Here is a 24,122-nt window from a genome sequence, read left to right on the forward strand (position 1 = left end):
TCAACCATCTGACGTCCCGGTCGTCGACGCATGCGTTCGGCGACCGGGATTTTCAGCTCGCGCGGTGTTTCTTCTAGTGATACTTTGATTCCCAACAAGAGACAAGGACGATGATGACCGACAGCACCGAACTCGCCGCGCTTGCGCAGGAATCGGGAACCACGTTCATCCTGGCGTTGTTCGTCGACCTCCGCGGCAAACCGTGCGCCAAGCTGGTCCCGGTCCAAGCAGTGGATCAATTAGCCACGGAGGGAGTCGGATTCGCCGGCTACGCCGTCGGTGCGATGGGCCAGGAGCCCAAGGATCCCGATCTGATGGCGCTGCCGGACACGGCGTCGTTCACCCCTATTCCGTTCATCAAGGACGGCCTGGCGATCGTGCACTGCGATCCACACGTCGAAGGCAAACCATGGCCGTACGCACCACGGATCATCCTCAAATCACTCGTCCAGCGCACCGCCGACGCCGGCTTCGAGCCCTGGGTGGGTGCCGAGGTCGAATACTTCCTGCTGACCCGTAACGCCGATGGCAGCCTGGCCACTGCCGATACCGCCGACACTGCGGCCCAGCCCTGTTACGACGCCCGCGGCGTCACGCGGATGTACGACCACCTGACCGCGATCTCGACCGCGATGAACTCACTCGGCTGGTCGAATTACGCCAACGATCACGAAGACGGCAACGGCCAGTTCGAACAGAACTTCCAGTTCGCCGACGCACTGACCACCGCCGACCGGGTAATCACACTGCGCTACCTGCTATCGATGATCGCCGCAGAGCGGGGCATGATCGCCACCTTCATGCCGAAACCATTCGCCGACCGAACCGGCAGCGGCCTGCACCTGCATCTGTCGCTGACCCGCAGCGGGACACCGGCCTTCCCGGACAGCTCCGACGAGAAGGGTCTCGGACTCTCACCGACGGCGTATGCGTTCATCGGCGGCATCCTGGATCACGCCTGCGCGCTGCAAGCGGTCGTTGCACCAACAGTCAACTCCTACAAGCGAACCGGCGCGTTGACGACGGCCTCGGGCGCCTCCTGGGCGCCCAGAAATCCAACATACGGCGGTAACGACCGCACCCACTACATCCGGGTGCCCGACGACCAGCGAATCGAGTTACGCGGCGGGGACGGGTCGGCAAATCCGTACCTGGCCATCGCCGCGGCACTCGGCGCGGGGATCGACGGCATCAAACGTTCGCTGGACCCGGGAGGGATCGGCTCGATCATCGAAGGAAGTCCGACCTTGCCGCCCACCCTTCTGCACGCCGCCGACGAACTGACCGCCGACCCGGTGATCTCCGGAGTGCTTGACGCGGCCGGCGATGGGATCGCCGAATATTTCGCGACGCTCAAGCGCGAGGAGTTCTTCGCCTACCACTCCACGGTCGGTCCGTGGGAGCTCGACCAGTATCTGACGGCCTTCTGATGTGCGGGATTGTCGGTTTGCATCTGCGCAACCCCGAACTGCATCCGCGCCTGGGTGAACTGCTATCCGGGATGCTGTGCGAAATGGGCGATCGCGGCTCGGACTCCACCGGAGTCGCCGTGTACGGCGACCCGAGCTGGTCGCCGGTGGGGCGCGGCTGTGTCTCCCTGGTCGACGTCGACGCTGCCCCCGCGGACATCGCCGCTGCGGTAGGATCCGAATTATCTTGTGCGGTAACGGTAACCGCGGTGGACATCACCTCCCTGCTGTCCGCGGACGTCGATTCCGAGGTGCTGCTGGCCGCAGCCAGGGTTGTCTATCCCGATGCCCTGGTGGCCGGCTTCGGTACCGACCTGGCCGTCCTCAAAGGCGTCGGACACCCGGCCCGGCTCAGCGACTCATGGGATCTCGCCAGCGCGCGGGGCTGGCAGGGCGTCGGTCATACCCGGATGGCCACCGAATCTGCCGTCACCGCATCAGGCTGCCATCCGTTCGCCGTCGGGCCCGACCAGTGTCTGGTCCACAACGGCTCATTCGCCAATCACGCCACGATCCGGCGGGACCTCATCGCGGCCGGAGTGCGGTTCGACAGCGAGAACGACACCGAGGTCGGTGCCCGCTTCGTGGCGCAGCAGCTGGCCGCCGGGCGCGACGTGGAGACGGCGTTGAAGGAACTGTGTGCCACCTTCGACGGCTTCTACACCTTGCTGGTGTCCAACCACGACTCCTTCGCGGTGGTACGCGACGCCATCGCCTGCAAGCCGGCTGTGATCGCCGAGACCCCAGACTGGGTGGCCATGGCCAGTGAATACCGTGCGCTGGCAGGGCTTCCCGGCGTCGAGGACGCCGCCATCTGGGAACCCGAACCGGAGGTGGTGTACGCATGGACCCGATAGTGATGGACTTGGCGACGACGCCACTGCGCAAGGTCAACCAGGCTCTGCACGCGCCGGGGTTGTCCGGCCACTTCGTCATCGAGCATCCCGCCGGCGCCCACAACGTAGCCGTCGGCCTGGACGCACCGGTCGCGGTGACCGTGGCCGGTCACGTCGGCTACTACGCAGCCGGGATGAATCAGCAGGCCGAGATCACCATCGACGGCAATGCCGGGACCGGGGTGGCCGAGAACATGATGAGCGGTACGGTCTGGGTCAAGGGCAACGCCTCCCAGTCCGCCGGTGCCACCGGAGGGGGCGGACTGCTGGTCATCGAAGGCAATGCCGCTGCGCGGTGCGGCATTTCGATGAAAGGTATCGATATCGTCGTCGGCGGCAACATCGGGCACATGAGCGCGTTCATGGCCCAGGCCGGTCGACTGGTGGTCCGTGGTGACGCCGGTGAAGCACTCGGCGACTCGATCTACGAGGCGCACCTCTATGTCCGCGGTGCTGTTGCGTCACTGGGCGCTGACTGCGTCGCCAAGGAGATGCGGCCCGAGCATTACCAGGAACTCGAAAGCCTGCTCAAGGCAGCGGGTTTCGATGATGACGACCCAGCGGCGTATACCCGTTACGGCTCAGGGCGCACCCTGTACCACTTCCACGTCGACAACGCGAGTGCCTACTGATGACTGATTACGCTTCCAGGGGACTCAGAGAGTCCGCCACCTTCGACCGCGCCACGATCGCCGCGATCCAGCGGGCCGCCGATACCGGCATCTACGACATCCGCGGCTGGGGCGCGAAGAGGCCACTTCCGCATTTCGACGACCTGCTGTTCCTGGGCGCGTCGATGTCCCGTTATCCGTTGGAGGGCTACCGGGAGAAGTGCGGCACCGATGTGGTGCTCGGTAACCGCTCCGCCACAGCGCCACTGCACCTCGCCATTCCGGTGACGATCGCCGGGATGTCCTTCGGCGCGCTCTCAGGACCAGCCAAGGAAGCGCTCGGTCGCGGCGCCAGCGAGGTGGGAACGTCGACGACCACCGGCGACGGCGGGATGACCGTCGAGGAGCGCGGCCAGAGCAAAAACCTGGTTTACCAGTATCTTCCGTCGCGCTACGGGATGAATCCCGATGATCTGCGGAAGGCGGACGCTATCGAGGTGGTGCTCGGCCAAGGCGCCAAACCCGGTGGCGGCGGCATGCTGCTCGGACAGAAGATCTCCGAGCGGGTGGCGGGGATGCGCACCCTGCCCCAGGGCATCGACCAGCGATCGGCCTGCCGGCACCCCGACTGGACCGGCCCTGACGACCTGACCATCAAGATCAACGAGCTACGCGAGATCACCGACTGGGAAAAACCGATCTACGTCAAAGTCGGTGCCACCAGAACGTATTACGACGTCAAGCTGGCGGTGGCGGCCGGTGCGGATGTCGTCGTCGTCGACGGCATGCAGGGCGGCACCGCCGCCACCCAGGACGTGTTCATCGAGCACGTCGGCATCCCCACCCTGGCCGCCGTGCCGCAGGCCGTGCAGGCGTTGCAGGAACTCGGTGTGCACCGCGCAGCTCCTGGACGCCGCGCAGTACAGCTCATCGTGTCGGGCGGAATCCGCACCGGAGCCGATGTGGCCAAGGCGATGGCCCTGGGCGCCGACGCCGTCGCGATCGGCACAGCGGCGCTGATCGCCCTCGGCGACAACCACCCGCGCTACGCTGCCGAGTACGAAAAGATCGGCAGCGCAGCGGGTTTCTACGACGATTTCCAGGACGGCAGAGATCCCGCGGGTATCAGCACCCAGGATCCAGAACTGGCCGCCCGATTCGACCCGATCGAAGGAGGCCGGCGACTGGCCAACTACCTACGGGTACTGACGATGGAGGCACAGACCATCGCCAGGGCCTGCGGTAAGGCCCATTTGTTGCATCTCGAGCCCGAGGACCTTGTCGCCGTGACCATCGAGGCGGCCGCGATGGCACGCGTACCACTGGCAGGCACGTCCTGGATTCCGGGACTGGGCTCGTGACGGAAACCGCCGAAGTCGTCATCGTCGGCGGCGGGCTGGAGGGTGCCGCCGCGGCATGGGCACTGAGCCAGCGTGGTGTCGTCGATGTACTTGTGCTGGAACGCAATACCGTCGGTTCCGGGATGACGGGGAAATCCAGCGGTATTGTCCGCTGCCATTACGGAGTCAGTTCGCTGGCGGCGATGGCTGCCGCCGGCCTTGAGGTGTTCGAGAACGCCCGGGAACTGTTCGGTAGTGATATCGGCTTCCACCAGAGCGGCTATGTCGTCGGTGTGGGGGAGCAGAACGTCGAGTCGATGCGCAAGAGCCTGGAGGCCCAGCGCGCCGTCGGTGTGCAGACTGAGGAGATCGACGCCGACGAAGTGACCCGGCTCTGGCCGTACGCGGACCTATCCCCGTTCGCCGCCTTCGGCTGGGAAGCCCGCGGCGGATACGGCGACGCGTACCAAACTGCACAGGCATTCGCCGTCGCGGCCCGTGCCGCCGGAGCGCGCATCCGGCAGGGCGCAGCAGTGGCCGGTCTGATCATCGCCGGGGACCGCGTCACCGGCGTCCGGTTGACCGACGGAACCGAGGTGTCGGCAGGCACCGTCGTCGTGGCCACCGGCGCCTGGACCCGGGCCTTTCTCGAGCCGTATCGGCCCGATCACGGCCTCGACGTCCCGATCCGGGTGCACCGGGAACAGATCGTCATGGTCTCCCCCGGCGCCGATACCAGCGGGCTCCCCGTCTTCTCCGATCTGGTGTCGCTGCAATACGTCCGTCCGGAAGGCAAGGACTTGCTGTTCGGCAACAGCGACCTGGCCGACATCGAGGTCGTCGACCCGGACAACTACCTCAACCGCGCCGACGAGGCCTTCGTCGATCTCACCATCGACAAGGTCGGGACCCGGTTCCCCGGGTTGACCAATGCGGCGATCAGCAGCAGTTACGCCGGCTGTTATGACATCACCCCCGACTGGAACCCGGTGATCTCCCGTACCGATCTGGCGGGCCTGGTCGTCGCCGCCGGATTCTCCGGGCATGGTTTCAAGATCTCGCCCGCGGTCGGGCGCCTGATCGCCGATCTGGTCATCGACGGCCACAGCAACGACCCCCGCATTCCCGAGACCGACTTCCGGCTATCCCGGTTCGCCGAGGGCGATCTACTCAAGACGCCCTACCCGTATGTCGGGGCCGGGGAGATGCGCTAGGCGTTTAGGCTGATCAGGTGACCGACCTCCTGCGTAACCAGTCCGGGACGGCACGTGAGCGCGACCCGCAGCAGGACGTCGGTGAACTCGAGTTCGAAGCGGCGATCGGCCGCAACGTGCGCTCGTTGCGTCAGCAGCAGGGGCTGTCCGTCGCGGAGATGGCCACCCGCGTCGGCATTTCCAAGGCGATGATGTCGAAGATCGAGAACGCCCAGACCTCGTGCAGCCTATCCACGCTGGCGCTGCTGGCCAAGGGTTTCGACGTACCGGTCACCAGCCTGTTCCGCGGCGCGGAAGTCGAGCGGCCGGCCGCGTTCGTCAAAGCCGGCACGGGCGCACACATCGTCCGCAACGGAACCCGCGAGGGCCACGAGTACGAACTCCTCGGCTCGCTACGTGGAGAACACAAACGGCTGGAATGCCTGATGGTGACGCTGTCGGCGAAAAGCAAGACCTATCCGATGTTCCAGCACCCGGGTACGGAGTTCATCTACATGGTCGAGGGCGTCATGGATTACAGCCACAGCCGGTCGGTGTATCGGCTGCATCCCGGCGATTCGTTGCAGATCGACGGTGAAGGTGCCCACGGGCCGGTGGATCTGGTGGCTGTGCCCATCCGGTTCCTGTCGGTGATCGCTTTTCCCGACTCACACATCTAGCCGAACAACTTCGCCGCCGCCGCCGCGATACCGACCACCAGTTTGTCGTCGCCGGCGCACCCGGCCTCACCGCTGTCGACGACCACCGCCGGGCGCACCACGGTGTTGGGGACATCGACGAAATCCCCGCCGGCCAACCGGCGTTGCATCGGCGGCCCCACGAACGACACGGCCGAACAGAACGTCGCGTCCAGATAGATGTCGGCGCCGTCGCGGACCTGGTGCTGCCTTCCTTCGGTGGCGATGTCGACGATCTTCGGCTCCAGCGCCACCCGCACCGAGAGCACATCGGCGTAACCGGCTCGCCAGATACCGAATTCGCACTGGTAGGGCAGGGTCCGGCTGACGTCCCAGTCGTCGACCTCCACCCCGAGTAGCGGCAGCACCTCGCACGGGTCGCGTTCGGCCAGCGGTGCGGGATAGACGGCGGCACCGTCTCGAGCCGGCAGTCGCCCTTCCGCGACCCGCTCGGCGACCGCGGCCCCGACCTTCTTGGTCAGGCCACAGTCCGATGCGCCCAGCGAGCCGATCCGCAGGTACGGCTGGTCCGGTTTGTGTAACGGCTCCGCACCGGGCAGTTCCGAGAGGTCCAGCGGAATCAGGTACTCGCACGAATCCTTGGCGGTCTCGTAGATCGGGGTGGGGCCGGCGCGAAACACCGGGGGCGCCGTGACCCGGTCCATCGTCACCTCCACACTGACATATCTGCCGGCGGCCGCACCGGGCATCTTGATTTCGACATCACACTCGTCGAGTGCGTAAAGCGTTCCCAGAGAACTGATTTCGCCGATCTTGGCCAGCGATTGGCGATCGGTCAGGCCGCAGACGTCGATCCGCCGGATCGCGCGCAGATACCTCAAGAGGGTCTTGTCGTTGGCGCCGACCGTCTGGCCGTAGACGGACACGTCGCCCGCGAAGAAGAAGGCCGGATCAGCGGCCGGCGGGCCGGATCGCGCAGCGCCGTCGACGTAGTGGCCGCAACCGGTGAAAACGAGGGTGGCGGCCCCGAGACCAGCGACCATGCGCTTCACCGGCACAGTTTGGCACAGGCCGCGCCCGCCCGGGTTTTGGCGAACCCGCGCGGGCGAGTACAGTCCTTCGTGTGCAGCGGGTGCTCCTCCTCGGACGCCGCGACGGGGTCTGATCCAGACCGGCTTCCCGTCGCGGGTGTTTGACGATCCGCCGGTCTGAGTGTCCCCCCTCGACCTTCCGGAGCAACCACCATGACCACCTTCTCTGATTCCACCAATTCTGAATCCGCTGACGCCTACTCGTCGGTGCGCACCATCAGCACCCCTGCCGGTGCCCCCAACCCCGGCCAACCCGCATGGAACACCCAGCGCGCATCGTCCATGCCCGTCCACCGGTACCGGCCCTTCGCGGGCGAGGTCGAGCCCATCCGGGTGCCCGACCGGACCTGGCCGGATCGCGTCATCGACACCGCGCCGATGTGGTGCGCGGTCGACCTGCGCGACGGCAACCAGGCACTGATCGACCCGATGAGCCCGGCCCGTAAGCGCCGGATGTTCGACCTGTTGGTCCGGATGGGCTACAAGGAGATCGAAGTCGGTTTCCCGTCGGCCTCGCAGACCGACTATGACTTCGTTCGCGAGATCATCGAACAGGGCGCGATTCCCGACGATGTGACCATCCAGGTGCTGACCCAATGCCGCCCCGAGCTGATCTCCCGAACCTTCGAGGCCTGCGCGGGCGCGCCCAAGGCGATCGTGCACTTCTACAACTCCACATCAATCCTGCAGCGCCGAGTGGTCTTCCGGGCCGACCGTGCCGCCGTGCAGAAGATCGCCACCGACGGCGCGCAGATGTGCGTCGACGAAGCCGCCAAACACCCTGGTACCCAGTGGCGTTTCGAGTACTCACCGGAGTCCTACACCGGCACCGAGCTGGAATACGCAAAGCAGGTGTGTGACGCCGTCGCCGACATCATCAAGCCGACCCCCGAGAACCCGATCATCTTCAACCTGCCCGCGACCGTCGAGATGGCCACCCCCAACGTGTACGCCGATTCGATCGAGTGGATGAGCCGGAACCTGGCTCGCCGGGACTCGATCATCCTGTCGCTGCATCCACACAACGACCGTGGAACTGCCGTAGCCGCAGCTGAATTGGGCTATCAAGCCGGCGCTGACCGGATCGAGGGCTGTCTGTTCGGCAACGGCGAGCGGACCGGGAACGTCTGCCTGGTCACGCTGGGGCTGAACCTGTTCTCCCGCGGCGTGGACCCGCAGATCGACTTCTCGAATATCGACGAGATCCGCCGCACCGTGGAGTACTGCAATCAGCTGCCGGTGCCCGAGCGTCATCCCTACGGCGGCGATCTGGTGTACACGGCATTCTCCGGCAGCCACCAGGACGCCATCAACAAGGGCCTGGACGCAATGAAAGTCGCTGCCGACGAAGAGGATTCGGATGTCGATGACATCCTGTGGCAGGTGCCGTATCTGCCGATCGACCCCAAGGACGTCGGGCGCACCTACGAGGCCGTGATCCGGGTGAATTCGCAGTCCGGCAAGGGCGGCGTCGCCTACATCATGAAGGCCGACCACGGCCTGTCCCTGCCGCGGCGCCTGCAGATCGAGTTCAGTCAGGCCATCCAGAGGATCACCGATGGTGAGGGCGGCGAGGTGTCGCCCAAGGAGATGTGGGACGCATTCGCCGAGGAGTACCTGGCGCCGATCCGCCCTCTGGAGCGGATGCGGCAGCGCGTCGACGCAGCCGAGATCGACGGCGGCACCGACAAGATCGCCGCGGTGGTCAAGGTCGACGGCGAGGAGCGCGAAATCACCGGCGAGGGCAACGGTCCGTTGGCCGCCTTCGTCGATGCGTTGGCCACCGTCGGGTTCCACGTCAGCGTGCTGGATTACTCCGAACACGCGATGTCTTCCGGCGAGGAAGCCCAGGCTGCGGCTTATGTCGAGGCGTCGGTCGGCGGCAAGACCGTCTGGGGAGTGGGGATCGCGACGTCGATCACCACGGCGTCGCTGCGGGCTGTGGTGTCGGCGGTGAACCGCGCGTCGCGCTAGCCGAGCGGCCGGCGCGTCGGACAGGGGCCGCGTCGAACAGAGTTGGGTGGCACCAGCTCGCTTTGTCCCGTGATCTATTCACCGGTGCGGCGATGAAAGCGACCAGTTCGTCTCCATTACTGCGTTTGTCATTACTACGTTTGTCATGGCTGTCCCGGTTCGGGACTAAACTTTCGGCGGCGTCAGAAACTGTCCGACGTCAGCTCAACGGTTAAGACGTCAGCTCAACGGTTAAGGAGTAGCCGAAGTGTGGGATACGTTCTGGCATTTTCTGTGGTCGACGATTGTCATCTTCGCGTTCATCGCGTACCTGATAATCCTGTTCAACATTTTGACGGACCTGTTCTGGCGTGATCACAAGACATCCGGCTGGATCAAAGCCATCTGGGTGATCTTCCTGATCGTGTTCCCGTACCTGACCGCGATCGTCTACCTGATCGCCCGCGGTAACGGGATGGCCGATCGGGCGCGAGCTGCGGCGCAGTCGGCGAAGAAGCAGACCGACGACTACATCAAGCAGGCGGCAGGTCGCTCTCCCGCCGAGGAGATCGCCCACGCGAAGGAATTGCTCGACGCGGGCACGATCACCCAGGCTGAGTTCGATGGCCTGAAAGCCAAAGCACTGGCCTAATTATTCGGACAATCAAAAAAGCGCGAACTGGTCACCGTCGACGGTGGCATCGGTGAATTGCTCGATACCGGTGCCACCGACGACACCGTGCACGTTGTCCATGAATTCGGTGTCGGGCACCACCGGCACCCCGAGCTCACGGGCCAGATATCCCTTGCCCTGCTCGGGTGCGGCCTCATTGCAGATCACCAGCGAGGTTTCGGGGTCGACGGTGTCGCAGTAAGCCAGGCCGGCGTGCAGGATGCGTTCGACAAGTTCCTCATGGGTGCGGCGGCACTCTGCAGACAGGGCGACGCGCATGCCCTGGACCAGTGGTCGCCCACGGACATAGCGGCCGGGATTCTGATACGGGCACGGCATCCGGGATGCCAGCATCTTCAGCGGGCGCAGTTCGTCATGCGTGACCCGGCCGTTCGGCCAGCGGCGACGGGTGACTGGCCGGACCGGCAGCCAGATGTCGTGCACAGCCGCGCGTTGCAACGTCGGAAGCAGGACTCGGGACAACACCAGCGCGTCGTCGAAAGCATCATGGGGCCGCGCCTGGTCGACGCCCCAATGCCTGGCAAGGGTCTCCAACCGCAAGTTGTCCAATCCGAGCTCGAGCCGTCGGCTGAGTTCGACCGTGCACATCACGTTGTCGACGGGTAGTTCGACACCGGCCAGTTCAGCTTCGGCGGCCAGGAACGAATAATCGAAGCCCACGTTGTGGGCAACCAGGGTGCGGCCCTTCAGCAGCGCCAGGAGGTCGGGCGCGATCTCGTCGAAGGTGGGCTGATCTTCGAGCATCTCCGACGTCAAACCGTGCACGTGCGTGGGTCCGGGGTCGACACCGGGATTGAGCAGACTGACGACGGACTGCTCGATGCGCCCGTCTTCGTCCAGCGCCAGCACGGCCAGGCTGATGGCGCGTGCAGTACCGGGGTGGAAACCTGACGTCTCGAGGTCGATCACCGCCCAGCCGTCGCCCGGCTCCGCGGAAGGCCGGCCCCAGAGATGGCTCACAAACTCAGGATGGCACGGAGCGCTGACAATCCCGGACCTTCACTGCGCTGTGCACGATCGTGTCGGGAGGGTCCCACTAAACTGCGAGCGTGATCACCGCCCGGGGACGTCTTGCACTCGCCGCCGGCGCAGGTGCGCGCTGGGCTTCGCGGGTGACCGGACGCGGCGCGGGCGCGATGATCGGTGGCCTCGTGGCGATGACACTGGACAGATCGATCCTCCGGCAGCTCGGCGAGGACCGCCGCGCCGTCGTCGTGACCGGCACAAACGGCAAGTCCACCACCACCAGGATGACCGCGGCCGCGCTGGCGACCACGGGACCCGTCGCGACCAATGCCGAGGGCGCGAACATGGACGCCGGCCTGATCGCCGCGCTGGCTGCGGCGCGCAACGCCGAACTCGCTGTCCTGGAGGTCGACGAGATGCATGTGCCGCATGTGGCGGATGCGATCGACCCCAGCGCCATCGTCCTGCTCAATCTCTCGCGCGATCAGCTGGACCGCGTCGGTGAGATCAACCACATCGAACGGACCCTGCGGGCCGGCCTGGCCCGACACTCGCGCACCGTCGTCATCGCCAACTGTGACGATGTGCTGATGACGTCGGCCGCCTACGACAGTCCGCACGTGGTGTGGGTGGCCGCGGGCGGCGGCTGGGCCGCGGACTCCGTGAGCTGCCCGCGCAGTGGCGAGATCATCGTCCGCGAGGGCGACCACTGGTATTCGACGGGCACCGACTTCAAGCGGCCCAGCCCGCAGTGGCGCTTCGACGACGACAACCTCTACGGGCCCGACGGGCTGACGCTGCCGATGCAGCTGTCCCTGCCGGGGAAGGTGAACCGGGGTAACGCCGCTCAGGCCGTCGCCGCGGCCGTCGCTCTCGGCGCTTCGCCGGCAGAGGCCGTGGCCGCGGTGTCGCTGGTCGACGAGGTGGCCGGTCGCTACCGCACGGTCCGGCTCGGCGCGCACACCGTGCGCATGCTGTTGGCCAAGAACCCGGCCGGCTGGCAGGAAGCGCTGTCGATGGTCGACAAGCACGCCGCCGGCGTGGTGATCGCCGTCAACGGCCAGGTTCCCGACGGCGAAGACCTGTCCTGGCTGTGGGATGTGCGCTTCGAGCAGTTCGGGGTGCACTTTCACAAGACACCAGTGGTGGCCGCCGGTGAGCGCGGGACCGACCTGGGCGTCCGGCTGGGCTACGCCGGTGTCGAGCACACCCTGGTACACGACACGGTGGCCGCCATCGCCTCATGCCCGCCCGGTCACGTCGAGGTCGTCGCCAACTACACCGCTTTCTTGGCGTTGAACAGGATCGTGGAACGTCGTGGCTGACTCGCAGATCCGGATCGGGCTGGTGCTGCCCGATGTGATGGGCACCTACGGCGACGGCGGTAACGCGGTCGTGCTGCGACAGCGGTTGCGGCTGCGCGGTTTTGCCGCCGAGATTGTCGAGATCACGCTGGCCGATCCGGTGCCGTCATCGTTGGATCTCTACACATTGGGGGGCGCCGAGGACTACGCGCAGCGCCTGGCGACCAAACACCTGCTGCGCTATCCGGGGCTGCAGGAGGCCGCAGAGCGCGGCGCCCCCGTGCTGGCGATCTGCGCGGCGATCCAGGTGCTCGGGCACTGGTATGAAACCTCGGCCGGTGAGCGGGTCGAGGGCGTCGGAATGCTCGACGTCACGACCTCACCGCAGGCGTCGCGCACCATCGGCGAAGTGGCTTCCACACCACTGATCGACGGCCTGAAGGAACCACTGACCGGGTTCGAAAACCACCGCGGCGGAACAGTTCTGGGCTCCGCGGCCCGTCCGCTGGCAGCTGTGACCAAGGGCGCGGGCAACCGTCTGGGCGACGGGTACGACGGCGCGGTGCAGGGCAGCGTCGTCGCCACCTACCTGCACGGGCCGTGTCTGGCCCGCAACCCGGAGCTGGCCGATCTGCTGCTGTCGCGGGTGGTCGGCGATCTGGCGCCCCTGCCGCTGACCGAGGTCGACCAGTTGCGCCGCGAACGCCTGGCCGCTCCCCGCCGGGTCTAGGCCGCGCGGTTCCCTAGACCATCTGGCGGCGGCCGGACAGGGCGCGGCCGAGTGTCAGCTCGTCGGCGAACTCCAGGTCACCGCCCATCGGCAGACCCGAGGCGATCCTGGTGACGGTGAGGCCGGGGATATCGCGCAGCATCCGGACCAGATAGGTCGCGGTGGCTTCCCCTTCGGTATTCGGGTCGGTGGCGATGATGACTTCGGCGATGTCCACGCCGTCGACACGTTCACCGATTCGGTTGAGCAGCTCGCGGATTCGCAGTTGCTCGGGACCGATACCCGACAACGGGTCAAGTGCGCCGCCGAGAACGTGGTAGCGGCCACGGAATTCGCGGGTGCGCTCGACGGCCTGGACATCCTTGGGCTCCTCGACCACACACACCTGCGTGCCGTCGCGGCGCGGGTCGTTGCAGATCCGGCAGCGCTGGTCGTCGGAGACATTGCCGCACACCGCGCAGAAGGTGACCCCGTCGCGCACGCGGCCCAGCACCGCGGTCAGCCGGTCAATATCCGGCGGCTCCACCGACAGCAGATGGAAGGCGATGCGCTGTGCGCTCTTTGGACCGATGCCCGGCAATTTGCCCAGTTCGTCGATCAGGTCCTGGACCGGACCTTCAAACACGCTAAAGCCCCGGAATTCCCAGAGCGTCGCCCATCCCGCCGGCCAGCGGTCCGAGCCGCGTCTGCGCCAGGATGGTCACCTGCTTCGCAGCGTCGGCCAGGGCGCCGACGATGAGGTCCTGCAGTGTCTCGGCATCGTCGGGGTCGATGACCTTCGGGTCGATGTTCACGGCCACCACCTCGCCGCTGCCCTTCACCGTCACCTGCACCAGACCGCCGCCGGCCTGTCCGTGCACCTCGGTGTTGGCGAGTTTTTCCTGGGCCTCCATCAGCTGCTGCTGCATCTGCTGAGCCTGGGCCAGCAGCGCCGACATGTCCGGTTGACCGGGTTGCATGACAGTCCCCTTGCGTATTGGTCTCGACTTGGTTGCGCATCGGTGTTTTCACGCGTTCAGTCCTTCAAGCCTAGACGCGGCCGGGCTACGGTGGCGCCGTGCACGTACCAGCCTGGCTTCGTGTCGGCGCGCAGATCGTCGTCGGCGTCCTGATCGCGGCTTCGACCGCATTCTCCCCGGTGATCAGCCCCACCGCATACGGTGCCCCGGCGAATATCGCGGGCATGATCGTGTTCCTCGACCCCGGCCACAACGGCGCCAACGACAGCTCCATCGGCAACCAGGTGACGACCGGACGCGGCGGCACCAAAGACTGCCAGACCAGCGGCACCACCACCGACGACGGGTTCCCCGAGCACACCTTCAACTGGGACACCGTCCTGCGCATCCGGCAGGAACTGACCGCGCTGGGCGTGCGGACGGCGATGTCCCGCGGCGACGACACCGGTCTCGGCCCGTGCGTCGACCAGCGCGCCGCCATGGCCAACGCGCTGCAACCCAATGCGATCGTCAGCATCCACGCCGACGGCGGCCCGGCGACCGGCCGTGGCTTCCACGTCAACTATTCCGACCCGCCGCTGAACAACGCCCAGGCCGGCCCGTCGGTGCGGTTCGCACAGATCATGCGGGATCAGCTAGTAGCCTCCGGCATCCCGGCGGCCAACTACATCGGCTCCAACGGGCTCTACGGGCGCGCGGATCTGACCGGGCTGAATCTGGCGCAGTATCCGTCGATCCTGGTGGAGATGGGCAATATGAAGAACCCGGCCGACTCGGCACTGATGAAGACCCCCGAAGGCCAGCAGAAATACGCCGATGCGGTGGTCAAGGGCATCGCTGGTTTCCTGGCGACACAGCCGGCGCGGACTGCCTAGCCGTCATCGAGATCTAGCCGTCATCGAGATAGAGCCGGCTGCGAGTTGCTCACACTTCCTGGCACTCGGCTCCATCTCAACGCCGAAATCTAGCCTTCGACCTGTTTCTTCAGGTTTTCCAGCACCTCGGCCTGGATCTTCTTCAGACCGAGCGGGGCGAAGGTCTTCTCGAAGAAGCCCCCGATGCCGCCCGCGCCTTTCCACGACGTCTTGACGGTGACGCTGGCACCGGGGCCGGCGGGCGCGACGGTCCAGTTGGTCACCATCGACGAATTTGCGTCCTTCTCGATGACGGTGTGGCCGGCGACGTCAACCGACGCCTGCACGGTGCGCGACCGAGACTTGGTCGCCTGCAGTTTCCACGTCGCGACCGTCCCGGCCCCGACCCCGCCCTGCAGCACCTTGTACTCGCTGTACTGCGGCGACAGGATCTTGGGGCGGACCTCGTTGTAGTCGGCCACAGCGGCGAACACCGTGTCGGGCTCGGCGTTGATCAGAACCGTGCTGGACGCGCTGACCTGTCCCATCAGGAAGAACTCCTTGTTTGCGGTGACCGCGACATGACGCCGCAGTGTGATTCTGCAGCCGTGCGGTCGCATCGGCTGCTGCCTCGGACTAGCGTATATGCGTGTCTGTTCCCGCAACTGACGCACTGGCAGCTCACGCCGCTGGCGTCGAGCGACTACTCGCTAGCTATCGCGTCATCCCACCGAAGGCTACGGTCCGCCTCGCCAAACCCACCTCGAACCTGTTCCGGACCAGGGCCAAGAGTGACGCCCCCGGCCTGGACGTGTCCGGTCTGACGGGCGTGATCTCCGTCGATCCGCACGCGCGCACCGCCGACGTCGCCGGCATGTGCACCTACGAAGATCTGGTGGCGGCGACGCTGCCCTACGGGTTGTCCCCGCTGGTGGTTCCGCAGCTCAAGACCATCACCCTCGGCGGCGCCGTGACCGGCCTCGGCATCGAATCGGCGTCATTCCGCAACGGCCTGCCCCACGAGTCCGTCCTGGAGCTCGACATCTTGACCGGCACCGGCGAAGTCATCACCGCTTCGGCGGACCAGCACCCCGACCTGTTTCGAAGTTTCCCGAATTCTTATGGCACGCTTGGCTATTCAGTTCGTTTGCGGATCGAGCTCGAGCCGGTGCGCCCGTTCGTCGCGGTCAAGCACGTGCGCTTCCACTCGTTGACCGAGCTGATCTCCGCGATGGACCGGATCGTCGAAACCGGTGGCTACGAAGGTGTACGCATCGACTACCTCGACGGGGTGGTGTTCAGCGCCGACGAGTCCTACCTGTGCCTGGGTGTGCAGACGGCGACTCCCGGACCCGTCAGCGATTACACCGGCAAGGACATCTACTACCGGTCGATCCAACACAGCACCGGTGAGAAGGACGACCGCCTGACGATTCACGATTACCTGTGGCGCTGGGATACCGACTGGTTCTGGTGTTCGCGGGCCTTCGGCGCGCAGAATCCGACCATCCGCCGGTTCTGGCCGCGCCGCCTGCGCCGCAGCAGCTTCTACTGGAAGCTGATCGGCTACGACCAGCGCTTCGACATCGCCGACCGCATCGAGAAACGCCACGGCCGACCGCCGCGCGAGCGTGTCGTACAGGATGTCGAGCTGCCCATCGAACGGACCGCGGAGTTTCTGCAATGGTTCCTCGACGAGGTCCCGATCGAGCCGATCTGGCTGTGCCCGTTGAAGCTGCGGGACCGTCAGGGAGCAGGCGCCTGGCCGCTGTATCCCATCCGCGCCGGCCACACCTACGTCAACGTAGGCTTCTGGTCTTCGGTACCGGTGGGCCCCGAGGAGGGCTATACCAACCGGCTGATCGAACGCAAGGTCAGCGATCTCGACGGGCATAAGTCGCTGTACTCGGATGCTTATTACTCACACGAAGAGTTCGACGAGCTCTACGGCGGAGAAACATACAAGACGGTCAAAAAGGCCTACGATCCCGATTCACGGCTGCTCGATCTCTACTCGAAGGCGGTGCAACGACGATGACGACATTCAAAGAGAACACGGCAAACTCGGCGACGGGAAAGCTCTCCCTGGCCGAAATCCTGCAGATCTTCGCCGAGGGTGGACAGCTGCCACTGAAGTTCACCGCCTACGACGGAAGCACCGCAGGCCCGGATGACGCGCCGCTGGGGCTGGATCTGTTGACGCCCCAGGCGACGACGTACCTGGCGACCGCTCCCGGCGACCTCGGCATGGCGCGGGCCTACGTGTCGGGCGGGCTGGAGATGCGCGGTGTCCCTCCCGGCGACCCGTACGAGCTACTCAAGGCGCTCACGGAGAAGCTGCAGTTCAAGCGTCCACCGGCGCGGGTCCTCGCCAATGTCGTCCGCTCGATCGGCTTCGAGCATCTGCTGCCGATCGCCCCGCCGCCGCAGGAAGCCCTCCCCCGCTGGCGCCGGATGGCAGAAGGCCTGCGGCACAGCAAGACCCGCGATGCCGAGGCGATACATCACCACTACGACGTGTCGAACACCTTCTACGAGTGGGTGCTCGGGCCGTCGATGACCTACACCTGCGCGTGCTATCCGACGGCCGATGCCTCACTGGAGGAGGCCCAGGAGAACAAGTACCGGCTGGTGTTCGAGAAGCTGCGACTCAAGGCGGGCGACCGGTTGCTCGACGTCGGCTGCGGCTGGGGCGGCATGGTGCGCTACGCCGCCAAGCACGGTGTCAAGACCATCGGCGTCACACTGTCCGCCGAGCAAGCCGCCTGGGGCCGGCAGGCCATCATCGACCAGGGTTTGGGCGAATTCGCCGAGATCCGCCACAGTGACTACCGCGACGTCCGGGAGACGCAGTTCGACGCCGTCTCCTCGATCGGCCTCACCGAACACATCGGCGTGGGGAATTACCCGGCGTATTTCAGGTTCCTGCAGTCGAAGCTGCGCATCGGCGGCCTGCTGCTCAACCACACCATCACCCGCCACGACAACCGGACCGGGGCCGCCGCCGGCGGGTTCATCGACCGCTACGTCTTCCCCGATGGCGAGCTCACCGGATCCGGGCGGATCATCACCGAAGCCCAGGACGTCGGGTTCGAGGTGGTGCACGAGGAGAACCTGCGGCATCACTACGCAATGACGTTGCGGGACTGGTGCCGCAACCTCGTCGAGCACTGGGACGAGGCGGTCGAAGAGGTCGGACTGCCCACGGCCAAGGTGTGGGGACTGTACATGGCTGGCTCGCGGCTCGGTTTCGAGACGAATGTCGTTCAGCTGCACCAGATCCTGGCAGTCAAGCTCGATGCCAACGGCGGCAACGGCGAGCTGCCGTTGCGACCGTGGTGGAACGCCTAGCTGCGCGCTAACCCTCGATCTTGCGAGCGCCCAATTCGGCCTGCAGCAGTTCGAGCGCCACTTCCTCGGGATCTCGGCGCGGGCCGGCATCCCCCGGCTCGGCCGCCTCAGCCAGCATGCTCTCTTCTTCGGCGCGCACGACCGCACGGGCATCCACCACCGGCACGGCCGCCGGCGCTGCCGCGGCCACCGGTGCCGGCTCTGGCGCCCCGGTCTCGCAGCGCACACGCCAGGCCACGCCGAGGGCGTCCTTGAGCGCTTCGCGGATCACGTCGGCGTTGCGTTGTTCAGAGAGTCGCCTGGCCAGCGGAGCAGACTCGTGGCTCAACACCAGCGTGTCGCCGTCGACCGCTCGCACGGTGGCACCCGAGAGCATCACCTCGGTGGTTCGGCTGCGCTGACGAACCTTCTCGCGCACCGTCGTCCACATGCTGCGGACGGCGGCCGCATCCGGCTCACCCGCGACCGGTGACGGTTGCGGGGCGGGCGGTACCGACGGCTCGGGTTCCGGTGCGGAGGGCGGCTCCGGCGGGGGCGGCGGGGTCACCGGGGCTGGCTCGGGCGGCGGGGTTGGCTCGGGCGCCGGGGTTGGCTCGGGCGCCGGGGGCACTTCAGGCTCGGGCTCTGGTTCCGGCTCAACGACCGTAGGCACCACCACCGGTTTGGGCTCGACGGGCACCGCGGGTGCGACGGGCGGTGCAGCCTGGGCGACGGTCTTGCGGACGAACTGCTTACCCGCGGCCACCGGCGCAGCGGAGCCCGCGGACCGATCGGTGGGGATCGACATATCCAGCCGCGTCTCGATCCGCTCGACCCGCTGCAGCAACGCCGCCTCGGTATCGCTGGCCGACGGCAGCAGCAGCCGGGCGCACACCACTTCCAGCAGCAGCCGGGGTGCGGTGGCGCCGCGCATCTCGCCGAGCCCGGCATGCACGACCTCGGCAAAACGAGTCAAGGTCGCGGTCCCGATCCGGTCGGCCTGCGAGCGCATCTTGTCCAGTTCGTCTTCGGGCGCCTCCACCACACCGCGCGCCGCGGCATCCGGAACTGCTTGCAGCACAATGAGATCCCGGAACCGCTCCAACAGATCGGTGGCGAACCGACGGGGGTCGTGGCCGGCGTCGATCACCGACTCGACGGCGCCGAACAGCGCCGCAGCATCACCGGCTGCCAACGACTCGACCGCATCGTCGATCAGCGCGATATCGGTGGCACCGAGAAGCGACAGCGCCCGCTGATACGCCACGTGGTTGCCGTCCGCCCCGGCCAGCAGCTGGTCCAGAACCGAGAGCGTGTCGCGTGGTGAACCCGCACCGGCCCGGATCACCAGCGGGTACACCGCGTCGTCGACGTCGACACTTTCGGAAGCGCAGATCTTCTCGATCAGCGTGCGCATGGTGCGCGGCGCGAGCAGCCGGAACGGGTAGTGGTGGGTACGCGACCGGATGGTCGGCAACACCTTCTCCGGTTCGGTGGTGGCGAATACGAAGATGAGGTGCTCCGGCGGCTCCTCGACGATCTTGAGTAGAGCGTTGAAACCCGCGGTGGTCACCATGTGCGCTTCGTCGATGATGAAGATGCGGTACCGCGACTGCGCGGGCGCATAGAACGCCCTGTCACGCAGCTCTCTGGTGTCGTCGACCCCGCCGTGGCTGGCCGCGTCGAGTTCGGTGACGTCGACGCTCCCGCCGCCGTTGGGGGCCAGCGCCACGCAGGAGTCGCAGACCCCGCACGGGGTGGCCGTCGGACCCTTCTCACAGTTCAGCGAGCGGGCCAGAATGCGGGCCGAGGACGTCTTGCCGCACCCACGCGGGCCGGAGAACAGGTACGCGTGGTTGATCCGGCCCGCCTCCAACGCGATGGACAGCGGTGCGGTGACATGTTCCTGCCCCACCACTTCGGCGAAGGTTGCCGGTCGATACTTGCGGTAGAGAGCCACGGGAGAAGGCTACCTACCCGCGGTGACTAGTCGAGACGACGATGCAGAACGAGGCACGAGTGATGCGGAGGAGCCAGACAATCAGGACCTGGCGCGCCCGGCCGAGATCGTCTGCCGCCGCCGTGACCGCGCGAACAACACCCAGGACGTCACGACGGTCAGCAGAGCCAGCACGAGGACCAGATTGGCCCAGCTCGCCGGGTACACCACCCCGGTCAGATAGTGGTCGATGAACCCGTCGGCCGGCATCGGCCCCATCCCCGCTCGGGGCCGGGCCCGGCGCTCCAGGGCGGTCAGCGGGCAGACGAAGTCGATCAGCTCGATCGCGATCCCCCAGATCACCGCGGGAATGTGCATCCAGATGGTCTTCGGCCACTTCAGGGCCAGGAATCCACCCGTCACCATGTAGGCGATGAAGGCAAAGTGGACCGCCACGGTGAGGACGACGAGGACGGCGCAAGCAATCTTCATATCTCTGCATCTCCGCGGAGCTACTGATTTACATCACGAAGAATAGCGAGACTGCGGGCCGAACTATTCCGGTTCTAGTCTTGGAGCATCGACTCGGTGGCCGCCAGCAGCGCACAGGTGGCCAGGCCGTCGATCGCCGCCGCCAGATCCGGCAGCGACGGGAACGACGGTGCGATCCGGATGTTCTTGTCTTCCGGATCCTTTCGGTACGGGAAAGCCGCGCCCGCCTCGGTGACGGCGATACCCGCATTCTTCGCCAACGCGATGGTGCGCCGGGCCGTCTTGGGCAACACGTCGAGGCTGACGAAATATCCGCCCTTGGGATCGGTCCACGAGGCGATCTTGGACTCGCCGAGGCGGTCTTCGAGAATCTCCGCGACCAGTGCGAACTTCGGGGCCAACAACTGCTGGTGGCGCTGCATCTGCAGACGAACGCCGTCGGCGTCACCGAAGAATTTCAGGTGCCGCAACTGATTGACCTTGTCCGGACCGATCGACTTCTTCCCGGCGTACTGCAGATACCAGGCGACATTGCCCAGCGAGCCCCCGAAGAAGCTGACGCCGGCGCCGGCGAAGGTGATCTTCGATGTCGACGAGAAGACGTACGGCCGGTTGGGGTTGCCGGCCTTGGCAGCCAGACCGAGCACGTCGATCTGCCGTAGGAAATCGTGGGTCAGCGTGTGCACCGGATAGGCGTTATCCCAGAAGATCCGGAAATCCTTTGCCGCCGTTTGCATCTGGACCAGCCGCCGGGTGTTCTCCCACGAGTAGACCGCGCCGGTGGGATTAGAAAACACCGGGACGGCCCACATGCCCTTGATGGTCGGATCGACGGCGACGAGCTCTTCGATCAGGTCGACGTCGGGGCCGTCTTCGAGCATCGGCACGGGAATCATCTCGATTCCCATGGTCTCGGTGATGGCGAAATGCCGGTCGTACCCCGGCGACGGGCATAGAAACTTGATGCCGCTGCCCTCGTGAAGCTCCTGGATCCACGGCCGCGGCGAGTCGACCCCGCCGTGCAGCATCGAGAACACCACGATGTCGTGCATCATCTCGAGGCTGGCGTTGTTACCGGCGATCAGATTCGGCACCGGGATGCCCAGTAATTCGCCGAAGATCGCCCGCAGCTCGGGCAGTCCGTGCTGGCCGCCGTAGTTGCGGGTGTCGGTGCCGTCACCGTCGCGGTAGTCGTCACGGCCGGGCAACTCGAGAAGTGCGTTGGCCAGATCGAGCTGTTCAGGCGACGGCTTGCCGCGGGTCAGATCCAGCGTCAGCTTCTTGGCCTGCAGCTCGGCATAGTTGTGCTGCTGCTGTTCGTGTTCGGCCCGCAGTTCCTCAAGGCCGAGGGATAGGAACGACACCGGAGGCCTTTCACCGTGAAGACGGTAGGTAGGAACCAAAAAACAGGGGACCCCGCGCACCCGCCAGAGCCCATTGACCCTTGCTGCCTTCCGGCCCTGGGGGAGTTCACAGGATAGACGCCGCGCGGGGTCCACGGCGAGTCTAATACGCCGAACCGGGGGCCCTGCACCGCAGCCGTGACGGGGCACCCAGTGGCCTCCGCTACCATTGCCGACGGAGGATTCGCCTAGTGGCCTATGGCGCTCGCCTGGAACGCGGGTTGGGTTAACGCCCTCAGGGGTTCAAATCCCCTATCCTCCGCGCTCAGTTCCCGGGGTGTCGATCGTGCGTGTAGCTGTTCCGGCACACGGTTGACACCCCGGGCACACCAACCCAAGGAGGGGTATGCGGCGCGGTCTCGCGATGTCGTGGCATGGCTTGTCCTTCCTCCTCGCCGCTGTGCTGTACTTCGCTTTCGTGCTCCCTCGGTGGTGGGAGATGATGGGCGACGTTTCGCACGGGCTCGGCACGGCGATGCGCATCGTCACCGGCGCAATCATCGGCTTGACCGCGCTTCCGGCGGTCTTCACTCTCATCAGGACCCGCAGGCCCGAGTTCGGGACACCGCAGCTGGCCCTGTCGCTGCGGGTGTGGTCGATCGTGGCCCACGTGGTGGCCGCCGTACTCATCGTCGGTACCGCGATCGCCGAGATCTGGCTCAACCTCGATACCTACGGCCAGTGGCTGTTCGGCGTGTACGGGGGTGCCGCCGCCATCGCCGTCCTGGGCGCGCTCGCGTTCTACCTGGCCTTCGCCGCGGAGCTGCCGCCACCGCCGCCGAAACCGCTCAAGGCGAAAAAGGATTCGAAGAAGGACCTTCAAAAGGACCTCCAAAAAGACGAGGCGTCCCGCGAGAAAGCGTCAACACACGTTGGCGATTCGACAGTGGACGACACCGCGGCCGCCGACAGCACCCAGCCGTCCGACACCGAAGTCACCGAGTCCCCAGCAGACGAGACGGTGGACGCCATCGAGGCCGACTCCGACGAGAAGTCCCCGGCCGGTCTGCGTAATCGACGTCCGCTGGGTAAGTCCCGCGCAGTGAACGCCAACCGCCGTCGCGGCTCCGCCGGATCAGGCACGGTGGCCGTCTCCGACGACTGAAAATCGTCAATCATTCAGGCCCGCCGATCCATCGGCCGACCCTATGCTGTGCGAGTGCTCAACAATTCGCGCAACAACTCTTCGTATCGAGTGGTGCAGTGGACCACCGGCAACGTCGGCAAGAGCTCTGTGCAGGCCATCGCCGCCAATCCCCGACTGGAGCTCGTGGGCTGTTATGCCTGGTCAAGCGATAAGGCCGGCAAGGACGTGGGTGAGTTGTGCGGGATCGAGCCGCTCGGCGTCACCGCCAGCAACGACGTAACCGCGCTGCTCGCACTCAAGCCCGATGTCGTGGTCTACAACCCGATGTGGATCGACGTCGACGAACTCGTCCGCATCCTCGAGGCCGGCGTCAACGTCGTCGCCACGGCGTCCTTCATCACCGGCCACAACCAGGGTGACGGCCGCGACAAGATCGCCGACGCGTGTGCGCGGGGCGGCTCGACGATGTTCGGCTCGGGGATCAGCCCGGGTTACGTGAATCAGCTGGCCATCGTGGCGGCGGGCATCTGCGACCGCGTCGACAAGATCACCGTCAACGAAGCTGCCGACACCACGTTCTACGACTCACCCGACACCGAGAAGCCGGTCGGCTTCGGTCAGCCCATCGACCATCCCGATCTGCAGGCGATGACCGCACACGGCACTGGAGTCTTCGGCGAGGCGGTCCGGATGATCGGCGACGCGCTGGGTATCGAACTCGACGAGGTCCGCTGCGACGCTGAGTACGCGCAGACCACCGAGGACCTCGACCTGGGCTCGTGGACCATCCCCGCAGGCGGGGTGGCCGGCGTGCATGCCAGTTGGAAGGGCATCGTGGCGGGCGTCACCAGGGTCGAGCTCTCGGTCCTGTGGAAGAAGGGCCAGACACTGGAACCGGATTGGCCGATCGAGCAGGACGGTTGGGTCATCGAGGTGGCCGGGCGCCCGACGGTGACGATGAAGGTGGGCTTCCTGCCGCCGCCGTATTTCGAGGCCACCACGCTGGAAGAGTTCATGGTGTTGGGCCACATCATGACCGCGACGCCGCCGCTGAACGCCATCCCGGCCGTCGTCGCAGCGGCGCCGGGCATCGTCACCTACACCGATCTGCCGCTGATCCTGCCCAGAGGTGTGGTACCCGCCTAGACAGGT

At 66.0% G+C, this 24,122-nt stretch carries 23 protein-coding genes, 1 tRNA gene and 1 other RNA gene; 16 read left to right on the forward strand and 9 right to left on the reverse strand.

Annotated elements, in window-relative coordinates; genetic code table 11:
- The first annotated feature begins 113 nt into the window (after positions 1–113).
- The 6 genes from glnT to H7J73_RS07850 are packed head-to-tail and all read left to right on the forward strand — an operon-like array spanning position 114 to position 6,189.
- The gene (glnT, locus tag H7J73_RS07825; protein WP_264066758.1) at positions 114–1,430 is read left to right on the forward strand and encodes a type III glutamate--ammonia ligase; all 1,317 of its coding nucleotides are present in this window, start codon (positions 114–116) and stop codon (positions 1,428–1,430) included.
- Positions 1,430–2,326 carry a class II glutamine amidotransferase domain-containing protein gene (locus H7J73_RS07830; RefSeq protein ID WP_264066759.1) on the forward strand — a complete coding sequence of 299 codons (897 nt, stop codon included), beginning with the start codon at positions 1,430–1,432 and terminating at the stop codon, positions 2,324–2,326. Before glnT ends, H7J73_RS07830 begins: the two co-directional genes overlap by 1 nt.
- Positions 2,314–2,997 carry a GltB/FmdC/FwdC-like GXGXG domain-containing protein gene (locus H7J73_RS07835; RefSeq protein ID WP_264066760.1) on the forward strand — a complete coding sequence of 228 codons (684 nt, stop codon included), beginning with the start codon at positions 2,314–2,316 and terminating at the stop codon, positions 2,995–2,997. The genes H7J73_RS07830 and H7J73_RS07835 overlap by 13 nt, the downstream gene beginning before the upstream one ends.
- On the forward strand, positions 2,997–4,337 hold the full coding sequence (locus H7J73_RS07840) for an FMN-binding glutamate synthase family protein (protein ID WP_264066761.1): 1,341 nt from the start codon (positions 2,997–2,999) through the stop codon (positions 4,335–4,337). Before H7J73_RS07835 ends, H7J73_RS07840 begins: the two co-directional genes overlap by 1 nt.
- A complete protein-coding gene (locus H7J73_RS07845) occupies positions 4,334–5,530 on the forward strand; it encodes an NAD(P)/FAD-dependent oxidoreductase (protein ID WP_264066762.1) in 1,197 nt (398 codons plus the stop codon). The genes H7J73_RS07840 and H7J73_RS07845 overlap by 4 nt, the downstream gene beginning before the upstream one ends.
- Positions 5,531–5,547: 17 nt before the next feature.
- Positions 5,548–6,189 (forward strand): type II toxin-antitoxin system RelB family anti-toxin, encoded by a 642-nt coding sequence (locus H7J73_RS07850; protein ID WP_264066763.1) that lies wholly within the window; start codon positions 5,548–5,550, stop codon positions 6,187–6,189.
- On the opposite strand, the gene H7J73_RS07855 is transcribed toward H7J73_RS07850, so the two are convergent.
- Positions 6,186–7,220, reverse strand: coding sequence for a hypothetical protein (locus H7J73_RS07855; protein ID WP_264066764.1), 1,035 nt, complete (start codon positions 7,218–7,220; stop codon positions 6,186–6,188). The two genes, H7J73_RS07850 and H7J73_RS07855, sit on opposite strands and share 4 nt — an antisense overlap.
- A gap of 192 nt (positions 7,221–7,412) precedes the next feature.
- Between H7J73_RS07855 and leuA the strand changes: the two genes are divergently transcribed.
- Both leuA and H7J73_RS07865 read left to right on the forward strand, forming a co-directional pair.
- Positions 7,413–9,233 carry a 2-isopropylmalate synthase gene (gene leuA, locus H7J73_RS07860; RefSeq protein ID WP_264066765.1) on the forward strand — a complete coding sequence of 607 codons (1,821 nt, stop codon included), beginning with the start codon at positions 7,413–7,415 and terminating at the stop codon, positions 9,231–9,233.
- 247 nt (positions 9,234–9,480) lie between these two features.
- The gene (locus H7J73_RS07865) at positions 9,481–9,864 is read left to right on the forward strand and encodes an SHOCT domain-containing protein (RefSeq protein WP_264066766.1); all 384 of its coding nucleotides are present in this window, start codon (positions 9,481–9,483) and stop codon (positions 9,862–9,864) included.
- A 12-nt stretch (positions 9,865–9,876) separates the two neighbouring features.
- Here the strand turns inward: H7J73_RS07865 and H7J73_RS07870 are convergent, their stop codons facing one another.
- On the reverse strand, positions 9,877–10,866 hold the full coding sequence (locus H7J73_RS07870) for a DEDDh family exonuclease (RefSeq protein ID WP_264066767.1): 990 nt from the start codon (positions 10,864–10,866) through the stop codon (positions 9,877–9,879).
- Between the two features lie 89 nt (positions 10,867–10,955).
- On the opposite strand from H7J73_RS07870, the gene H7J73_RS07875 reads away from it, so the two are divergent.
- Positions 10,956–12,197, forward strand: coding sequence for a Mur ligase family protein (locus H7J73_RS07875; RefSeq protein WP_264066768.1), 1,242 nt, complete (start codon positions 10,956–10,958; stop codon positions 12,195–12,197).
- Entirely contained in the window at positions 12,190–12,906 is a 717-nt protein-coding gene (locus H7J73_RS07880; protein WP_264066769.1) for a type 1 glutamine amidotransferase, read from the forward strand. The genes H7J73_RS07875 and H7J73_RS07880 overlap by 8 nt, the downstream gene beginning before the upstream one ends.
- A 13-nt stretch (positions 12,907–12,919) precedes the next feature.
- Here the strand turns inward: H7J73_RS07880 and recR are convergent, their stop codons facing one another.
- Positions 12,920–13,531, reverse strand: a complete 612-nt coding sequence (gene recR / locus H7J73_RS07885) for a recombination mediator RecR (RefSeq protein WP_264066771.1) — start codon at positions 13,529–13,531, stop codon at positions 12,920–12,922.
- Position 13,532: 1 nt separating this feature from the next.
- On the reverse strand, positions 13,533–13,865 hold the full coding sequence (locus H7J73_RS07890; RefSeq protein ID WP_264066773.1) for a YbaB/EbfC family nucleoid-associated protein: 333 nt from the start codon (positions 13,863–13,865) through the stop codon (positions 13,533–13,535).
- 98 nt (positions 13,866–13,963) lie between these two features.
- On the opposite strand from H7J73_RS07890, the gene H7J73_RS07895 reads away from it, so the two are divergent.
- A complete protein-coding gene (locus H7J73_RS07895) occupies positions 13,964–14,740 on the forward strand; it encodes an Rv3717 family N-acetylmuramoyl-L-alanine amidase (protein ID WP_264066774.1) in 777 nt (258 codons plus the stop codon).
- A gap of 89 nt (positions 14,741–14,829) precedes the next feature.
- Here H7J73_RS07895 and H7J73_RS07900 read toward each other — a convergent pair whose 3' ends face one another.
- A complete protein-coding gene (locus H7J73_RS07900; protein WP_264066775.1) occupies positions 14,830–15,267 on the reverse strand; it encodes an SRPBCC family protein in 438 nt (145 codons plus the stop codon).
- A 101-nt stretch (positions 15,268–15,368) separates the two neighbouring features.
- Here H7J73_RS07900 and H7J73_RS07905 point away from each other — a divergent pair, with 101 nt between their 5' ends.
- Entirely contained in the window at positions 15,369–16,757 is a 1,389-nt protein-coding gene (locus H7J73_RS07905; RefSeq protein ID WP_264066776.1) for an FAD-binding oxidoreductase, read from the forward strand.
- On the forward strand, positions 16,754–18,070 hold the full coding sequence (locus tag H7J73_RS07910) for a class I SAM-dependent methyltransferase (protein ID WP_264066777.1): 1,317 nt from the start codon (positions 16,754–16,756) through the stop codon (positions 18,068–18,070). Before H7J73_RS07905 ends, H7J73_RS07910 begins: the two co-directional genes overlap by 4 nt.
- A 7-nt stretch (positions 18,071–18,077) precedes the next feature.
- On the opposite strand, the gene H7J73_RS07915 is transcribed toward H7J73_RS07910, so the two are convergent.
- From H7J73_RS07915 to ffs, 4 genes are all read right to left on the reverse strand, one after another.
- Positions 18,078–20,009: a DNA polymerase III subunits gamma/tau gene (locus tag H7J73_RS07915; RefSeq protein ID WP_264066778.1), complete on the reverse strand. Its 1,932-nt coding sequence runs from the start codon at positions 20,007–20,009 to the stop codon at positions 18,078–18,080.
- An 81-nt stretch (positions 20,010–20,090) separates the two neighbouring features.
- Positions 20,091–20,480 (reverse strand): DUF2784 domain-containing protein, encoded by a 390-nt coding sequence (locus H7J73_RS07920; protein WP_264066779.1) that lies wholly within the window; start codon positions 20,478–20,480, stop codon positions 20,091–20,093.
- A gap of 74 nt (positions 20,481–20,554) precedes the next feature.
- Positions 20,555–21,844 (reverse strand): aspartate aminotransferase type Ic, encoded by a 1,290-nt coding sequence (locus tag H7J73_RS07925; RefSeq protein WP_264066780.1) that lies wholly within the window; start codon positions 21,842–21,844, stop codon positions 20,555–20,557.
- A gap of 41 nt (positions 21,845–21,885) precedes the next feature.
- Positions 21,886–21,980, reverse strand: an RNA gene (ffs, locus tag H7J73_RS07930) — signal recognition particle sRNA small type.
- An 80-nt stretch (positions 21,981–22,060) separates the two neighbouring features.
- Here ffs and H7J73_RS07935 point away from each other — a divergent pair.
- The 3 genes from H7J73_RS07935 to H7J73_RS07945 all read left to right on the forward strand — a co-directional run bounded on the left by H7J73_RS07935 (position 22,061) and on the right by H7J73_RS07945 (position 24,116).
- Positions 22,061–22,145: transfer RNA gene (locus tag H7J73_RS07935), tRNA-Ser, on the forward strand.
- 84 nt (positions 22,146–22,229) lie between these two features.
- Positions 22,230–22,988, forward strand: coding sequence for a lipid uptake coordinator LucA (gene lucA / locus H7J73_RS07940; RefSeq protein WP_264066781.1), 759 nt, complete (start codon positions 22,230–22,232; stop codon positions 22,986–22,988).
- 54 nt (positions 22,989–23,042) lie between these two features.
- On the forward strand, positions 23,043–24,116 hold the full coding sequence (locus H7J73_RS07945) for an NAD(P)H-dependent amine dehydrogenase family protein (RefSeq protein WP_264066782.1): 1,074 nt from the start codon (positions 23,043–23,045) through the stop codon (positions 24,114–24,116).
- Positions 24,117–24,122: the final 6 nt, after the last annotated feature.

Source organism: Mycolicibacterium komossense (genome assembly GCF_025822605.1).
Lineage (GTDB): Bacteria > Actinomycetota > Actinomycetes > Mycobacteriales > Mycobacteriaceae > Mycobacterium > Mycobacterium komossense.

Excerpts from the sequence above, each read along its gene's own strand:
- glnT (WP_264066758.1), top strand. The coding sequence starts at position 114 with ATGACCGACAGCACCGAACTCGCCGCGCTTGCGCAGGAATCGGGAACC.
- H7J73_RS07830 (WP_264066759.1), top strand. The coding sequence starts at position 1,430 with ATGTGCGGGATTGTCGGTTTGCATCTGCGCAACCCCGAACTGCATCCG.
- H7J73_RS07835 (WP_264066760.1), top strand. The coding sequence starts at position 2,314 with ATGGACCCGATAGTGATGGACTTGGCGACGACGCCACTGCGCAAGGTC.
- H7J73_RS07840 (WP_264066761.1), top strand. The coding sequence starts at position 2,997 with ATGACTGATTACGCTTCCAGGGGACTCAGAGAGTCCGCCACCTTCGAC.
- leuA (WP_264066765.1), top strand. The coding sequence starts at position 7,413 with ATGACCACCTTCTCTGATTCCACCAATTCTGAATCCGCTGACGCCTAC.
- H7J73_RS07890 (WP_264066773.1), bottom strand. The coding sequence starts at position 13,865 with ATGCAACCCGGTCAACCGGACATGTCGGCGCTGCTGGCCCAGGCTCAG.
- H7J73_RS07900 (WP_264066775.1), bottom strand. The coding sequence starts at position 15,267 with ATGGGACAGGTCAGCGCGTCCAGCACGGTTCTGATCAACGCCGAGCCC.
- H7J73_RS07910 (WP_264066777.1), top strand. The coding sequence starts at position 16,754 with ATGACGACATTCAAAGAGAACACGGCAAACTCGGCGACGGGAAAGCTC.
- H7J73_RS07920 (WP_264066779.1), bottom strand. The coding sequence starts at position 20,480 with ATGAAGATTGCTTGCGCCGTCCTCGTCGTCCTCACCGTGGCGGTCCAC.
- lucA (WP_264066781.1), top strand. The coding sequence starts at position 22,230 with ATGCGGCGCGGTCTCGCGATGTCGTGGCATGGCTTGTCCTTCCTCCTC.